This window comes from Pseudoalteromonas sp. TAB23 (assembly GCF_000498075.1).
Lineage (GTDB): Bacteria > Pseudomonadota > Gammaproteobacteria > Enterobacterales > Alteromonadaceae > Pseudoalteromonas > Pseudoalteromonas arctica.
Genome location: NZ_AUTP01000149.1, coordinates 1 through 16,140, shown reverse-complemented (window position 1 = coordinate 16,140; position 16,140 = coordinate 1). Strand labels below are relative to the sequence as shown.

The following is a 16,140-nucleotide window of genomic DNA, read 5'->3' as shown; positions in this document are numbered from 1 at the left end:
TTGACCTTCCACTCGTCCTGCATCACCAATGCTTTTAGCATCAAACTCAAGTTCGCTCATTAAATCAGCAAGCTCTTTTGTTGGTTCAATACCTTGTTCTTTAAATGCCGCTTGAATACTTTGCGCGTTTTCTTCGGTTAAGTTTTCAGCGTCAAACTCTGCAAGCGTTTCTTTAACAAAATCGCTTTGCTCTGTTGTTAGCTTTGCAGCCTGACTACTTTGTTGCGGCATAAAACTCGCAGAACTACTGTTAATACTATTAATCATTTTAGTATCCTTTCAGCGTTCACGACGAGGTGGTTTATGATCGCTAAGTTCTTGTTCACTAATTTCGCCATTACCATCGGCATCTATAGAATCAAAAATTGTTTGTGCATCGCCGTGTGGCGGTTTTTTAGCACTAAACTCTTCAAAGCTAATTACGCCATCACCATCAGTATCAATAGTTGAAAAATCAGGTTTTTCAGGAGGATTGTCACCGCCTCGAGCAGCTACATTAGCTGAAAAAGCAATAGATAATATTGCCACAGTGGCAAGAGTTGAAAAATGCTTCATAGTAATAACCTCGTATTTAAGAATTAAACTAAGCTTACGCTTTAAAAACGCAAACAATGTGCAAATAATAAGGAAGTAATAAATTATTTGGATAAAAAATAGTAATCTAAATACTTATTTAAAAAGTTCTGGTTGATTGCTTTGCAATCAATATATAAGCTAATAAAATAATACGATTAATTACTCTCAGGCAGTAGTGTTACTGCCCTTAATTCTCAAAGCTGATATACTGCTTGAGCCAATTAAACAAACAAATACAGAGCACTTTCATAAATAATGATTAATAACCAACCCTACTTAGCAGGCAATCTGTGAAAATACCTAAACGCCTACAACCCCTTGTTGATGATGGCCTTATTGACGAAGTTATAAGCCGACTAATGAGCGGTAAAGAAGCCGATGTATTTATTGTCCGCTGTGGTGAGCACATTCGCTGTGCGAAAGTGTATAAAGACGCGGTTAAACGTAGCTTTAAAAAAGCGGCACAATACCAAGAAGGCCGAAAAGTACGTGGTGGACGCCAAGCGCGTGCTATGGGTAAACGTTCTAGCTATGGCCGTCAATTAGAAGAAGAGATTTGGCAAAATGCCGAAGTTGATGCGTTATCTCGTTTAGCTGGCGTGGGTGTACGTGTTCCTGATACTTATTTTTGTATTGATGGCGTGCTGCTTATGGAACTCGTGTCGGACGAGGACGGTAACGTAGCCCCTCAACTTGGACATGTCGTTTTTAGTGAAGAGCAAGCGATTGAGCAGCATAAACTCATGATGCATTACATTAAGCTTATGCTTTGCGCAGGTATAATACACGGCGATTTATCTGAATTTAATGTACTTGTAGATAATAACGGCCCTGTAATTATAGATTTACCGCAAGCAGTTAACGCTTCAGCAAATAACAGTGCACAAGCTATGTTTGCACGCGATGTAAATAACATACGCCGCTATTATGGTGAATTTGCGCCAAGCATACTAAAAACTCAATACGCTAAAGAAATATGGGCATTATTTGAAGAGGCCAATTTAACGCCTAATTCAACGCTTACAGGTGAATTTGAAGACAGCGATGAACTTGCTGATGTAGATTCTATTCTTGATGAAATTCAAGCTGCCGAATACGAAGAGTTTGACCGTTTAGAGCGAATTAAAAATGCTGACGATGATGAGTAACTCATCGTCATAGCTCACTAATACCTCTTACTGCGGGTGCACAAATCGGTAGCCAACCCCATAAACAGACTGAATAACACTTTCAGTTTGTGTCACTTCATCTAGTTTTTTACGCAACTTTTTAATATGGCTATCAATAGTACGATGGCTCACAATACGCTGATCGGCGTACATAGTGTCCATTAAACTATCGCGCGAATAAATACGATTTGGGTTGTTAAACAAAGGTTTAAATAGCTGAAATTCAAAGTTCGTTAGCTCTATGCTGCTTGATTTGTATTTTACGCTGTAAGTGCTCTCGTCAAGCTTCATTGTTGACTCTGTAACATCACTTGCGCTACTTAATCGCCTTAATATAGCTTTAACTCGCGCCACCAGCTCAGCATAACTAAACGGCTTACAAATATAATCATCTGCACCTAACTCAAGTCCAAGCAGCCTATCTATTTCTTCTACTTTTGCCGATACCATAATAATAGGCACATTTGAAAAGCGCCTGATTGCTTTACATAGTTCTATACCACTTTGACCAGGTAGCATTATGTCGAGCAAAATCACGCTCGGCCTGTTAATTTCAAGCCAAGGTAATACTTCATTTCCGTGATGTATTTGATGAGTAACAAAATGATGGCTACTTAAAAAGTCACTCATTAAGTTAGCTAGCTTTACCTCATCTTCCACAATCAGTATTTGTTCGCTCATAGAGTTCTCTGTTATTAGTAATCCAAACTTAGGATAAAAATACCATATCAAACAAAGTTCAAGTTACGTACTTTTTATATGAATCAACTAAAGCTAAATAGTTGGTAGCCTAATAATAATAGCAAGACCGCCTAGAGTGGCTTTTTCAGCAGCTATTTCACCATTATGGCCTTTAACTATATGTTGGCAAATAGATAAGCCCAAGCCCGAACCGCCCTCTTGGCGATTACGCGAACTATCTACTCGATATAAATACTCAAACAAATGCGATAAATGCGACTGCTCTACACCTACGCCATTATCTTCAATTATAAGCTCTAAGTAGGTTTGCCCTTTAATGCTTATATTATTAGCCGTTAATGAAATAGTGGTGCATTGTGCATAGTGCACCGCGTTCATTAAAATATTATCGAGCAGCTGCAAAAGTCGGGTTTTATCTGCTTGTACAGTTATGTGTTTAGCGCTATTGAGTAAGTAAATTTTTATATTGTGCTGCTCAAGTATAACCTGATATTTTTGCTCAATAGTATTTAATAATAACGCCATATCAGTAGGTTGCATAGTGTAATGCATACCCCCTAACTCTGCGCTATTGAGCATATGCAAATCATCTATTAAGCGTTTTAAATGCAATGCCTCGTCGTTAGCCGAGTTAATATTTTTTGCATTAGGCTCACGTATTCCAAGTAGCATAGCTTCAAGTTCACCGAGCAAAATACTCATTGGCGTTCTAAGCTCGTGAGAAATATTGGCAAGCCAGCGTTTGCGCACTTGCTCGTCTTTAGCGAGTGTAAATGCAAGGATATTAAAATCTTCGCTTAATTGGCCTAATTCGTCTTTTCGCTCAAGCGTAAGTTTGGTCTCGTAATTACCTTGCGTTAAGCGATGCATACCATTAGCAATTTGCTTTACTGGGCTAACTAAGTGACGAGACAATAAAAAGGTAACTAGCAATGTAAGCAATACAGCGGCTAAAGCAATAAACCATAAGTAGTTAGTTTGCTGCTGTAAAAAATCAAGCTCATAACCATCAACCAAGCTATCTCTTTTGGAAACAGCTAAGTAACCCACTGTTTTATCGCCCACTGTAATTGGGGTTGTTATATATTTTAAATCGCTGAGGTATCTACCCACTACTCGCTGCTTATTTTCGTCAAGCAAAGCGTAGTGAGCAATATTTTCAGGTGGTAGGCGGCGCTCTCCCCCTAAACGAATATGATCGGGTGGCGGCCGTCGCATCATTCCCCCTCTGGGGCCTGGACCTTCTGGTGGCCTAGGTAAAAACTGGCTATTTTCTAGCTGCGATTCAATAAGTTTTCTAAAATTTTCGCCATTGCCGACAACACGTTCCCATGAGGGGTTTTGTTCGTATTGCTTTGCAAGTTGCACAACAAGTGGTTCAAGCGCTTTTACTTCTTTTGCATTAACAAAATCAATTACGCCTTGCCCTATACTCCATTGTATAAGTACTACTAGCCCTGCAATAACACTAAAGGTAAAACTAAATAGTATTAAAAAAAGTTTATTATGAATTTTCATTAATGCGTGTTTTCAACCTTGCTAGGAAAGCTTTCAAATCGGTATGTTATAAACTCTGTGGTTTGATCGTTAACATACAATGTAGCAACTATTTTTTTGTCTTGAGCGGTCCAATACATATGACCATGATTATTTAAAGTAACCGATACGGTATTTATACCACTTTTAAATAAGTTAGCAGGTAAATGCAATGCATGTCCGTAAATTCGCTGTATTTTAACCCCATTTATATATAAATGAGCATGACCTTGTAAAAAGCCCGTGTCATCGTTTGTAGTAACGCTCATCATTTGCTGCATGTTCATTGCGCCCTCAGGGGGTACAGATAAATCATAGCGCTGCGTATCTAAAATTAAGTTATAACCCGACATACTATCTTTTAATAACTTAAGGCTTAATGCCGGAATTGGCGTATCACTTGGCACTGCTATAGGCATATGGCTATGATCCATCATTTCCTGCTGCGCAAAGAGCTTAAAGCTCAATAGCGCAGCAGTAGTTAGGATCAATGCGTATTTAAAATAACGCATAGTTACTCCTTACATTCCCGGTGGTGGACCCATTGTTTCGCCCGTATCACAGCGACCAATTGAATTATCGGCTAATTGACCTTTAAAACGAGGCCCTATTTGATAAGGGAAAGAAGGCTGTAATTTACCATCGCTGTCTAACGTTAGTGTTATATGGTAGTGATAACCCTTGCCGTCGTTAGTATCGTGGCCGTTATGCTCATCTAATTGAGCACCGGTTACTGTTTTTTGTGCGTAGTAGAAATCTTCAAAGTAATAACCATCGTCGGCATTTAATGTATTACCAGAGAGCGTCGTCACTTGTGCGCCAATAGCAGGGCCTGCATCACTTGTTTGTGTGCCTTGGCTAACATCGTATTGATCAACTAAGGTACAGCTTCGCTCGCCCTCAGTACCACAACCACCTTCACTTTCTGATGCGCCATAATCACGCATTTCCCAGCCACTCAATGCTAGTTGTCCGTTACTTTCATAAGGACCGTAAAGCGGATAGCCATCAGCTGCAAAGCCATAAATAGGTGAATGCGCATCGCCATCATCTTCAAGTAAATCAGCTAAGCAACTCGTGTAAAAATGGTGATGATATTCACCGTTAGCAGCATGTCCGCCACACACATCAACATCGTATTGCTCAGCAATGGGCGCTAATGTATACCAAATATTATTACCGTAGCTCATACCATCGCCCCAGTTAAATATACTGGTGCCATTAACCATTAAGCCAACTGTACCTAAACCTGTTTCACAAGTTTCAGTGTCAGATAAATCGGTAGGTGTTATCGGAAAATACGCCTCAACTGTTTGTTCTGTTGGGCAACCGGGTCCTGGAGGCCAATAGCCTGCACCGCCTGTGTCATCACAGTTTTCAGTACTGCTGTTATAGCCAATATCTTCACCAAACGAAATAGTTTGCCCTACTGCTGCTGAGGTTACACCGTTATAAAAATCAGTAGCTGCACGCGGGCGATTATTAAGTACGTCTACTTGGTCTTGTGTAAGCGTTACGTCATATTTAGGAATGTCAGTTGTTTGCACATACATGTATTCAACGTCAGCATCTTCCTCAGTAACAGTAACAACCTCAACTGATTGAACATCTTCAACCACTGCGCCATTGTTTTGTATATAAGTAGAGGTTGTATCGTTGTTAATTAACCAGCTGGTAAGTTTTGCACTATTATCAACTGCACCAGTATCTGAGCCTGAGTCTGATGAAGCAATAACATTAACTATAACTGTATCTACAACGACATCGTTTGTGCCGTCATCTGCACTGATTTCAAATACAAGTGCTTCATCGGTTAAAACTTCAGGTGCAACAAACTCAGTAGACGTTGCAGTACTTGAAGATAAGCTAACGGTAGTGCCTGATGTTTGTGACCAGCTAACAGATACTTCGCCATCATCTTCAACTGTTGAACTTAAATAAACGGTATCGCCCGCATTAACAGTTTGGTCAATACCGGCGTCAACCGTTGGAGCACTATTACTGACTGTCTCGCCGTCTGTTGTAGTACTTGTAGAATCGCTGTTACATGCGCTTAAAGCGATGCAAAGCGCGCTTAATGCAAATAACTTAGTTACATTAGAGGCTTTTGTTTTAAGAAGTGTTTTCAATGTTTGAACCTTTACTTTAACGTTTAATAAAACAAAGTTAACAAGTAAAAGTGCAAACAATGTGCACAAACTAAGGAAGAATAAACATAAAACTAGATTTGTGGTCGTTTAAGTACAAATTTGTCTTTAGTGGTTGCATAATAATCCCCACCCATTCTACCTACCGCATCTAAAAGTGTTGGGTCAATATAACCATCAACAAGCACCTCATCGTCAACACAAATACCCACTATGTCTAACAACATCATTTGTCCGCCGCCAGGCTCGCTTGAAATAGTAATAACTTCACGTAGCTTACACTCATAGCGTACTTTTGAATCAGCAACACTCGGCACTGCGACCATTTGGCTATCAATTTTAGTTATATTTGCAGCATCAAACTCACTAACATCACTAGGGTAATTAGCACAGCTTTGATTCATTTTTTCAACCTGCTCATGACTCACAATGTTAATCACACATTCTTTAGTCGCTAATAAGTTAATTAATGTATCTTTACTTGGTTTATCGCGTGGATTTACTTGCGTCACACTCAATACTGGTGGGTTACAACTCGCTACTGTAAAAAATGAGTAAGGAGCAATATTAGCCACACCGTCGCTACTTAATGTACTTATCCATGCAATTGGACGAGGGCTGATCCCGCCAACTAAATACGAATAAACATTAAGCTCTTTATTTACAGTTAAATCTAAAAACATACTTTTCCTTTTAATACATTAAAACTAAATCTTAATTCAAGTTAGTTACGTATAAGTTTGGCTGACTCAGTTAAATAACAAGCTAATTTTTATCTCTATTTAAAGCAATAAACAAATTATATGAAAATAAACATCGTGTGGTTTAAACGTGATTTACGTCTTAGCGATCATCAACCATTAAAAAATGCATTCAGTAATGGCTTACCTACCCTGTTACTTTATAACTTTGAGCCATTACTGCTCGAAGATGCACACTACAATGAGCGGCACTGGCGCTTTGTGTATCAATCAATAGTTGAGTTAAATAATCAGCTAGCGCGTTTTAACGCCTGTGTTTATATATTTAATTTAAATATGAGAGACTTACTTGAGTCGTTAAAACCGCAGTTTGAAATAGTTAATATTTTTAGCCATCAAGAAATAGGCTTAAACAATACCTTTGAGCGCGATAAAGCCATTAAAGCCTGGTGCCAGCATAACCACATTAATTGGCAAGAGTCGCAAACAGGCGCGGTTATTCGCGGCAAAAAAAATCGTAATAATTGGAACGAACGCTGGCAGCAAACAATGCAAGCACCTATTGCAGTTCCTAATTGGAAGAGTATAAAAACAATTACCCTCAATAACTACCAAACACCTGAGCTACCAAGCGCTTACACGCAAGATCACGACAGCTTTCAACAAGGTGGCCCGCTGCATGCGCGAACTGTAATGCAGAGCTTTTTTGCCGAGCGCGGTAAAGGTTATCAAAAAGGAATATCGAGCCCAAGTTTAAGCCAAACACATTGCTCTCGACTTTCGCCGTATTTAGCGTGGGGGAACATTAGCCTTAGGCAAGTGTATCAAATGGCTATTGATGAATACCATTCAACACACCCTGATAAAAGAGGCTGGAAGCGACCACTTGCTGCGTTTGTATCGCGTTTGCATTGGCACTGCCACTTTATGCAAAAGTTTGAAAGCGAATGCTCTATGGAGTTTTTAGCCCTTAACCCGGGTTATCATGTATTTCCGTATCGCGATGATGAACATGTGAAAAACGATATTGAACGCTGGACACAAGGTCAAACAGGTATTCCCATTATTGACGCTTGTATGCGCTGCTTAAAAGCCACCGGTTATATAAATTTTAGAATGCGCGCCATGCTTGTAAGCTTTGTAACGCATCATTTAAATATAAGCTGGCAGCAAGCAAGCTTTCCTCTCGCTAATTACTTTTTAGATTTTGAGCCAGGGATTCATTATCCGCAAATTCAAATGCAAGCCTCGGTAACAGGCATTAACACCATTAGGCACTACAACCCAATTAAACAATCGGAGGATCAAGACCCAACAGGTTCGTTTATTAAAAAGTGGTGCCCCGAGCTTGAAAAACTCCCTATTGAATATTTACATCAGCCTTGGGAGCAAACTCCGATGGAAGCACTCTTTAACGACTTTAAGTTAGGGGAGGATTACCCTGAACCCATGCTTGATTTAACAGCTGCCTCAAAAGAAGCACGCGAGCGCTTATGGCAATATCGTGAGCGAGCCGATGTTAAACGCGCCATAGGGAGGATTCTTAGAAGGCACGTAGCAATTACACCAAAAACAAGCCAAGCAAAAAATAAAACGGATACTAAAAGTAATTGTGAGACTAAGTAAGTATGGCGCACAAAAAACTAAACTTACCTCAAAAAATATGCCCCACTTGCAATAAACCTTTTACTTGGCGTAAAAAATGGCAACGCGACTGGGATAACGTTATTTACTGTTCAGAGCGCTGTAAGCGAAATAAACAGGGATAACAATTAACTGGCGTCTATTTTGCAACATCATCAGTAATTATTGCTTTTAAGGCTTTATGTAAGCTTATTTTGTAAATAACGCTTATCTAACCTGAAAAGCTTACAATCAAGCAAGGAGAAGATGATGACGACGATTAAAAAGACGGCAAGCTCAACATGGTCTGGCGATATTAAAACAGGCAAAGGTAGCATTTCAACTCAAAGTGGTGCGCTTGATAAACAACCTTATGGCTTTAATACTCGCTTTGAAGATGAGGCAGGCTCAAACCCTGAAGAATTAGTAGGTGCGGCGCACAGTGCATGTTTTAGTATGGCGCTTTCGCTTGCATTAGGTGATGCAGGTTTTACCGCAGATAAAATTGATACTAAAGCCACTGTAAGCCTTGATGAAGTAGATGATGGCTTTTCGGTAACGCATATTGCCCTTGAGGTAAAAGCGCGTATTGATGATATTCAAAACGAGCAGTTTCAAGCCTTATGTGAGCAAACCAAAAAGAGCTGCCCTATTTCCAAGCTCTTAAATACCGAAATATCACTAGATGCGACACTTCAATCAGCATTTTAAATATTTAGACTTAACTGTTTAGACAGTTCCTTACTAAAAAAGCCAAGTAAGTAATTACTTGGCTTGCTTATTATAAAGAAGTATTTTTAGGTTTATTCCTACTCAAAGTACTTACTACAAGCCCTATTCCCATACCAATTGCTGGCCATACTACCCATATATAACTAGGCGAAGTTAGTAAATTTATAACGCTTAGCAAAGTTAAAATAAGTAAATATCCTTTAATTTTTTTGCCTAATGTCACTGTATTGCTCATTTATATTCTCCAAGTAATGTATGTCGCTATTATTGTTTTAATAAGCAACGTACACACCTGCTAAATGTCACTAAGTGATCTGACATTAGTCATCACTTTTCATTTAATTACATAGTTATTTATTATGTATAAAAACATAAAAAACAATACTTTAATCTATTTGTGTTAGAATCTAATCTCAACTAACCTAAACAAATAAACAAATAAACAAATAAACATAAAAGGATGAGCTAAATGAGCGAAAAATCAAAAGATTGTGAAAAAGTTACGTGTAGTAACTGTGCTGACGCTAACGATCTCGAATTTGATTTTTCTATGGCTTTTCAACCGATTATAAACTGTAAAACTAATCTTATTTATGGCTATGAAGCGCTGGTTAGAGGTTTAAATGGCGAGTCTGCTTATTCAATCATTTCAAAAGTGAATGAAGACAACCGCTATGCATTTGATCAACTTTGTCGTATTAAAGCCATTAAACTTGCCTCAGAGCTAGGCATAACATCAATGCTAAGCATTAACTTTTTACCTAATGCTATTTATAAACCAGAGCGATGTATACGCACCACACTAGAAGCTGCAAAAAAGTATAACTTCCCAATTCAAAATATTATGTTTGAATTTACTGAAGTAGAAAAAATAGAAGACACCGCACACATTAAACGCGTTGTTGATTACTATCAGTCTCTCGGATTTAAAACCGCCACTGATGACTTTGGTGCAGGTTATTCTGGTTTAAATCTACTGGCTGACTTTCAAACAGATATTATCAAGCTGGATATGGCGCTAATACGCGATATAAGCAACGACAAAAAACGCCAATTAATAGTAACTCATTGCTTAAATATGTTTCGCGATTTAAATATTATTGCACTGGCTGAAGGGATTGAAACAGTAGATGAATATACATGGCTTAAAAACGCAGGTGTTGAGCTTATGCAAGGGTATTTATTTGCCAAACCAAGCTTTGAAAACTTGCCTGAGGTAACCTACGTTTTTAATTAGGAAAATCTACAATACCCAAACACTTTATTACAATCATTTAATTGCCTTATAAAACCTCATAAATATAATACCCATTCTAGTAACAAATTTACTTAATTATAAGAAGGGATACTTATGCGCTTTTTAATGCCACTCACTTTACTCGCACTTAGCTGTACAGCGTCTGCAAACGTCGAGCAGTCAGAATCAAAACAATGGTTTAACTCTATAAACTACGCAAAAATTGATTCTGATTATTACAGTGATGATGTGTACGGGTTATCAACTCACTATTACTTTGAGGAACAGCAAAACTCAGGTGTGTGGGATGATTATGGCTACTTGGATACAGATAGTAATATAGGCTTAAATTATTTTAATTCAGATGGTTATAGTGGAAAAGGTATTTTTGGAGAAGGCTTTTACGGCAATGCTTTTGCAACTTTTGAACTACCTAATATTGGTGATGCCGACAACTATTCACTTGGTTTAGGTTACTTATTTGCTGATTCACTAAAAGTATCTGTTCGTATGTTAGATTATGAATATAGCGATACAGTTTATTTATTTAAAGCTCAATATAATCATGAAATTAATGACACCGACTACATTGGTTTTACTGTTGAAACAGATGATGAAACAGAGTCATGGGACCTATCATCACGTTACTTTGCCCATCTTTACGATGACAGTTATTTTGCTATAAATGTTGACTATCTAGATGTTGGCGACGACTCAGTTTTTAATGTGCTCGCAAACTATTACTTTAATAAACATGTTGCAGTCGGTATTGGCTCAAACGACTCTGATTTAGTTATTGAAGGTAAGTACTTTATTAATGATAGCTACTACTTCACAGCTAATTACACTGATAATGATAACTATGATGTATATAATCTTAGCTTTGTAGCCCAATTTTAATAAACACAAAAAAGCCGCCTTGCTGGGTCAGTTCAGTTAAACAAGGCGGCATTTTCTAAATAACTTTAGGTTACATATTACCTAGCTCTATCATCATCGCTGTGTACATACGTAAATTAAGCTCAAGTTGCTCAAGTGTCATAAATTCATGCTCTGAGTGACCTGTGTAGCGCTTACCCGGCATTGAAGGACCAAACGATACCGCATTATCAAACAGCTTTGCGTTAGTGCCACCACCTATTGATACAAAGTCAGCTTTTTCGTCGCCCGTAAAATGCTTAAAAATATCAAGCAGCTTTTGCGCATGCGGCGCGCTATCAAGCAGCATAGGTGTGCCAATGATTGTTTCTATGTTGGCAAGCTTTACATTGTTAGTGGCTTGCCAATTAGCGAGCGCATCATCAATTTGCTTTTGTAATACAGCTTCGTCTTTACCCATAGGGCGACGTGCATTTACAGCAAGTGTTAGCGCATTACCATCGCGCTCAATAACGGTTGGTGCCACTGTCATCGGGCCCATAAAGTCGTGCTTGTAAGCTATTTCGCCAAACTGTTTACCATGAATATCTAAACCAATTAACTGATTCACAAAGTCGATTAGCTCACCGTCACTGTTATTTTCAAGCTCCACGCCTTTAAATAACTCAGCTAAATAAGCAATGGCATTTATACCCGACTCCGGCTCTGATGAATGCCCCGACATACCTTTAACACTTATTGCTAAGGCATCATTTTGCTCACTAAAGTTAAACTCAACTTTATTTAATGTTTTGGCTTTTGCTTTTAATGTATTAATAAGTGCAGCGTCTGCATTGTGAAGTACTAAGCTGGCGTCTTCTGGAATTTGGCTTCTAAACGCACCGCCAGTTACATCCTTTACATATAAACCCGTCTGTGGTGATGTTGCATTAAAAGTAGGTGCAATTAAGCTCCAGCCTTTCTCGGCAACCACTACAGGGTATGATGCATCAATCGTTACTGCATATTTGGGTTGCTCATACGTTTTCATAAATTGAGTAAGCGGACCCCAATCAGACTCCTCAGCAAGGTAAATCATCAGCTCAATTCGGTTATTAAGGGTTATGCCTTTATCTTTAATTGCTTTCATGGCGTAAAGCGCTGTTGCTATTGCACCTTTATCGTCTTCCGTACCACGACCAACTAATTTTCCCGGTTCAGATGTATCAATAATAAAAGGACTTTGTTTCCATTTGCTAGCATTAGCAGGTTGCACGTCGCCGTGGGTTACTACCGTTACTTTTTCGCTTTGCTCGCCCATTCCAATTAAAACGGTGTAGCCTAAATCTTGGTAGTCAAAACCAAGCTCTGCGGCTTTCATTTTTAACAGTGCTTTAAAGCCAATAAAATCGGGATTTTGAGGGGCTGTAATGTCGCTTTTATTAACGGTCGGAAAAGCCACTAAGTTAGTTAGTGTGTGTATTTGAGCATTTTGGTAGGTATTTACTGCGTAATCGGCAACGCTATCAATATTTTTATTTAACTGCGCATGAGCACCAAACGCAAATAAAGCAATACTGGCTAAAGCTAACTTTTTCAAAACAATTCCCATTTAATTAATAACTAAGAGCGGTAATTATAACGCTATGAAGCGCTTACTTATAGCTCTTTACGCTAAACACGCAGGTAACTTAAGCTGAATATTTATATAGCAGCTTTTATGAGGATGACTGTATAATGCGCGACTTAAAATTAACAGGGTATTTAATTGTGAACCGTCGTAAAAAAATCGTCACTAAATTTCAAAAGAAAGATAAACGCACTAACGCTAAACTACATAAAAGCAACAAACCTGGTTATGTGTCAAAAGCTGAGCGCGAAAAACTAGCTGAACAAGAAAGTAATGAGCCACAGGCAACCCAAGAGTAACTCTACGTTACCTGTTGCTTTGATAATTTAAAGTGGCAAAAGTACCGAGCACTTACATAACCAACTACTGCCGTGGCAACTATAAGTTCAAACGTAGCTAAGTAATTAACTGTATCTACATATGGCATTGCGAGGTTTATACTTTGCATCCAGTCTTTCATTTTAAATAATGCAGTTGCCCCAATAACCATTGGAAATGTAAAAGCAGCGTAGCTCGGCGTAAAAGGTCTGCGTAATAACTTTATAAATAACACATAAACAATCAGTGTTTTTATTATCGCTAATATAAATAATGCCCATACTATAAAGAGTGATGGATTAGCAACAATATGAAAATACCCCGCTAATGTTAAACTGGCAGGCGCAGCTAAAATGGCAAGTGTTGGCTGTATTTCGTAGTCACTTTTTAATGCTAATAAAAAACGATAAAACATAATTGGCAGCATAATACTGTACGTTGATATACCAATCACCAGTGCGCTATAAGCTAACCACGCTAATGTCGGATTTCCCGAAAAAGTAACATCTGCAATAATTATCCCCACTGGCGGCACAAACCAGCTGGGCGCCATATCCTCAAAGTTAAACTTTTTTGCTCGCTGGTATAAAAAACTCATCAAAAATGTAAGATGCAGCACAAAAGCTAAAACCCACATAATGTCGCCAGCTAATGAGTTAAATTGCCCAACTGAGTTTGAAATAACAAGATTAGCCATTGCAAATGTAGGGATCACACTTCCTGCAACTGGGTGTGCTAAATCGGCTTTTAATAAATGAGGGTGTAGTAAAAACTTAGCAGCCAAAAGTAAAACTAATACGCCAGCTAGTACCGCTCCCAAAAATTGCCCTTGGGAGTTTAAATTAAAAACGTTTTCCCATGTCCATCCCATACTGGCAATACCCAAAGCTAAACCGGCCATAGCTGTTGGCGCACCCATCACTTTATTTTTAAATTGCTTAAACACTGTATTTCCTAATCATTGGGTGATGAACAAGTTACTGCTTTTTACTGCATTGCCTTAAAATAACGCTGTAAAATTAATACAAGCGTGTTTAATAGAACGCTTTTTGCATACAAACATTTCATAAAAATAAGTTTACGGCTTACATATTAAAACGCAAAAAAAGCCATAACACAGTTATGGCTTTTGCTTTATTTTTAAAATTTAGTTTAGTTAGAACGCGTAACTAACGCTTACATTAAGTGAACGACCCTGCCCAGCAAGTTGTTCGAACCCGTTGCTGCTATCTTGTTTAAGTGCCGCAATACTTACACCCCCTAGCGGAAGTTGGTAGTACTCATCAAACACGTTACTCACTTCTGCGCTTAGCGTTAATGAATCCCATGTGGCTTTAGATCTTAAATTAACCAGGCTGTAGCTGTCTGTTTGGTTTTCAAAACGATTATTATCTACACGGCTTTTAGTATCGACCCACTGCCAAGATAACGCATTTTCAAATCGACCTATTTGCTGGCTAATACCTAGCTGAGTTTGCAGTGGTTTAATTTGATAAAGTGGCTGATTAGTATCGTCGCGCTTGCCTCTCGTATTAGCAACATTAGCGTGTAACTGCCAGTTACCTAAATCCTTAGATTCATAAATATTGGCTGTTAAATCTATTTTTGCACCATACAAAATAGCATCTACATTAGTAAACTGAAAAATGTTACGCGCTGTATTGTCCAAGTCATAACTATTGAAGCTTCTTACAATATCAGCATCAATATAGTCACTCACATCTGTATACCAAACATTGGTGCTTAATCGCCAACGGTCATCTTTAGCTAATTTAATATAAGTAGCACTTATTGTATGCGCTGTTTCAACGTCTAAATCAGGCTTACCAATATAACCATTACCATCGCCATACCAACCAATCATGGTGGTTGCCATGGTACTTACACCCCAACTGTATCGTTCATATAAATTAGGCGCTCGGTTTTTACGGGCAAGACCAAATTGCAGCTCATCATAATTTGTTATTTGATAGTTAATTAATAAGTTAGCATCAACTATAGTGTCGGTTTTATCTCTGTCGCCAGCATTAAAATTCTCAGTAGCGATGGTATTATCTGTAGACGTATCGCTCATATCATCCATATCCGTCATACTCATACCATCGTTGTAAGATTGAACCTCTCCAACGTGGCTATTAATACTTTCAATACGTACGCCTGCGTTTAACCATAACTTTGTATTTATTTGGCTCTCAAATTCTGCAAATGCCGCTATGCGCTCTCGTTTACCGTTATTTATATTTACGTAATCGTCTGGTCCCATCATGGTTGAGCCTTCAATACCTGGCCACCAATCATCAATGCTGTAATTGTAATATTCTTGAGCGAGTAAAATACTGCTGTTTTTATTAAGCGCGATACGCCATTTAAGCTGCGTACTTATATCTTGTGCATCGGTTTTCATTCGCATCATGCCTGTTTTTTCTTCACTGAAAAAACCCATTTCGTGCTTTACGCTATGCCAGTTAACTTGCCCTTCAAGCTCGCTGTTTTCAAAGGAGCGTTTGTATTGAGCTATTGCACCGTAGCTGGTGTTATCGGTCATATCCATATACTGATTTGCAAATCCCTGATACGGGATTTTTTGATGCGTTAGCTTTATAACTAATTGCTGTTTATCATCGCGCATAGCTGCGGTTAAACTATGATTTTGTGCTCGATACAATGTATCTAATACTACATCGCCGTTACCGTCTTCATAACTATCTGCGTCACTAAACGAACCCTGATAATTAAGGCTAAACGTGTCACTTGCTAAACGTGCACCAACGCCAAGTTTACGTCCGTTATCAACGCTACTGTACTTTGCTGACACATAACCTGAGTGCCAACCTAATTCATTGCTATCGCTATACTGTGGTGAAATAGAATTAACGCTTATTACACCGGCAATATTATCGCCGCCCGCGCC

General features: G+C 38.6%; 17 protein-coding genes and 1 pseudogene. 7 read left to right on the top strand and 11 right to left on the bottom strand.

Annotation, left to right across the window (positions count from 1 at the left end; genetic code table 11):
• Both L654_RS0106230 and L654_RS0106225 read right to left on the bottom strand, forming a co-directional pair.
• Nucleotides 1-267, bottom strand: a pseudogene (locus tag L654_RS0106230) (hypothetical protein); the annotation flags it as partial.
• 12 nt (nucleotides 268-279) lie between these two features.
• The gene (locus L654_RS0106225; RefSeq protein WP_007581281.1) at nucleotides 280-555 is read right to left on the bottom strand and encodes an EF-hand domain-containing protein; all 276 of its coding nucleotides are present in this window, start codon (nucleotides 553-555) and stop codon (nucleotides 280-282) included.
• A gap of 311 nt (nucleotides 556-866) precedes the next feature.
• Here L654_RS0106225 and L654_RS0106220 point away from each other — a divergent pair, with 311 nt between their 5' ends.
• Nucleotides 867-1,724 carry a PA4780 family RIO1-like protein kinase gene (locus tag L654_RS0106220; protein ID WP_024607584.1) on the top strand — a complete coding sequence of 286 codons (858 nt, stop codon included), beginning with the start codon at nucleotides 867-869 and terminating at the stop codon, nucleotides 1,722-1,724.
• A gap of 27 nt (nucleotides 1,725-1,751) precedes the next feature.
• Here the strand turns inward: L654_RS0106220 and L654_RS0106215 are convergent, their stop codons facing one another.
• From L654_RS0106215 to L654_RS0106195, 5 genes are all read right to left on the bottom strand, one after another.
• Complete coding sequence (locus L654_RS0106215) at nucleotides 1,752-2,426, bottom strand: response regulator (RefSeq protein WP_024607583.1); 675 nt, start codon at nucleotides 2,424-2,426, stop codon at nucleotides 1,752-1,754.
• 93 nt (nucleotides 2,427-2,519) lie between these two features.
• Nucleotides 2,520-3,965, bottom strand: coding sequence for an ATP-binding protein (locus L654_RS0106210; protein WP_024607582.1), 1,446 nt, complete (start codon nucleotides 3,963-3,965; stop codon nucleotides 2,520-2,522).
• Entirely contained in the window at nucleotides 3,965-4,495 is a 531-nt protein-coding gene (locus tag L654_RS0106205) for a hypothetical protein (RefSeq protein WP_024607581.1), read from the bottom strand. Before L654_RS0106205 ends, L654_RS0106210 begins: the two co-directional genes overlap by 1 nt.
• A gap of 9 nt (nucleotides 4,496-4,504) precedes the next feature.
• On the bottom strand, nucleotides 4,505-6,172 hold the full coding sequence (locus L654_RS0106200) for a YHYH protein (protein WP_024607580.1): 1,668 nt from the start codon (nucleotides 6,170-6,172) through the stop codon (nucleotides 4,505-4,507).
• A 32-nt stretch (nucleotides 6,173-6,204) separates the two neighbouring features.
• On the bottom strand, nucleotides 6,205-6,813 hold the full coding sequence (locus L654_RS0106195) for a flavin reductase family protein (RefSeq protein ID WP_024607579.1): 609 nt from the start codon (nucleotides 6,811-6,813) through the stop codon (nucleotides 6,205-6,207).
• A 120-nt stretch (nucleotides 6,814-6,933) separates the two neighbouring features.
• Here L654_RS0106195 and L654_RS0106190 point away from each other — a divergent pair, with 120 nt between their 5' ends.
• From L654_RS0106190 to L654_RS0106180, 3 genes are all read left to right on the top strand, one after another.
• Nucleotides 6,934-8,457, top strand: a complete 1,524-nt coding sequence (locus L654_RS0106190) for a deoxyribodipyrimidine photo-lyase (RefSeq protein WP_024607578.1) — start codon at nucleotides 6,934-6,936, stop codon at nucleotides 8,455-8,457.
• Between the two features lie 2 nt (nucleotides 8,458-8,459).
• Nucleotides 8,460-8,600 (top strand): DUF2256 domain-containing protein, encoded by a 141-nt coding sequence (locus tag L654_RS1000000127240; protein WP_076915499.1) that lies wholly within the window; start codon nucleotides 8,460-8,462, stop codon nucleotides 8,598-8,600.
• A gap of 124 nt (nucleotides 8,601-8,724) precedes the next feature.
• A complete protein-coding gene (locus tag L654_RS0106180) occupies nucleotides 8,725-9,165 on the top strand; it encodes an OsmC family protein (protein ID WP_024607577.1) in 441 nt (146 codons plus the stop codon).
• A gap of 70 nt (nucleotides 9,166-9,235) precedes the next feature.
• Here the strand turns inward: L654_RS0106180 and L654_RS0106175 are convergent, their stop codons facing one another.
• A complete protein-coding gene (locus tag L654_RS0106175) occupies nucleotides 9,236-9,421 on the bottom strand; it encodes a 2TM domain-containing protein (protein ID WP_010555348.1) in 186 nt (61 codons plus the stop codon).
• A 234-nt stretch (nucleotides 9,422-9,655) separates the two neighbouring features.
• Here L654_RS0106175 and L654_RS0106170 point away from each other — a divergent pair, with 234 nt between their 5' ends.
• Nucleotides 9,656-10,423, top strand: coding sequence for an EAL domain-containing protein (locus tag L654_RS0106170; RefSeq protein ID WP_024607576.1), 768 nt, complete (start codon nucleotides 9,656-9,658; stop codon nucleotides 10,421-10,423).
• Between the two features lie 114 nt (nucleotides 10,424-10,537).
• Nucleotides 10,538-11,323 (top strand): putative porin, encoded by a 786-nt coding sequence (locus L654_RS0106165; protein WP_007581254.1) that lies wholly within the window; start codon nucleotides 10,538-10,540, stop codon nucleotides 11,321-11,323.
• 70 nt (nucleotides 11,324-11,393) lie between these two features.
• On the opposite strand, the gene L654_RS0106160 is transcribed toward L654_RS0106165, so the two are convergent.
• Nucleotides 11,394-12,881 (bottom strand): dipeptidase, encoded by a 1,488-nt coding sequence (locus tag L654_RS0106160; protein WP_024607575.1) that lies wholly within the window; start codon nucleotides 12,879-12,881, stop codon nucleotides 11,394-11,396.
• A gap of 137 nt (nucleotides 12,882-13,018) precedes the next feature.
• On the opposite strand from L654_RS0106160, the gene L654_RS0106155 reads away from it, so the two are divergent.
• A complete protein-coding gene (locus tag L654_RS0106155; RefSeq protein WP_007581250.1) occupies nucleotides 13,019-13,210 on the top strand; it encodes a DUF2986 domain-containing protein in 192 nt (63 codons plus the stop codon).
• A 2-nt stretch (nucleotides 13,211-13,212) separates the two neighbouring features.
• Here L654_RS0106155 and L654_RS0106150 read toward each other — a convergent pair whose 3' ends face one another.
• Nucleotides 13,213-14,175 carry a TDT family transporter gene (locus L654_RS0106150; protein ID WP_024607574.1) on the bottom strand — a complete coding sequence of 321 codons (963 nt, stop codon included), beginning with the start codon at nucleotides 14,173-14,175 and terminating at the stop codon, nucleotides 13,213-13,215.
• 210 nt (nucleotides 14,176-14,385) lie between these two features.
• The coding region (locus L654_RS0106145; protein ID WP_024607573.1) for a TonB-dependent receptor at nucleotides 14,386-16,140 on the bottom strand (1,755 nt) is incomplete at its 5' end.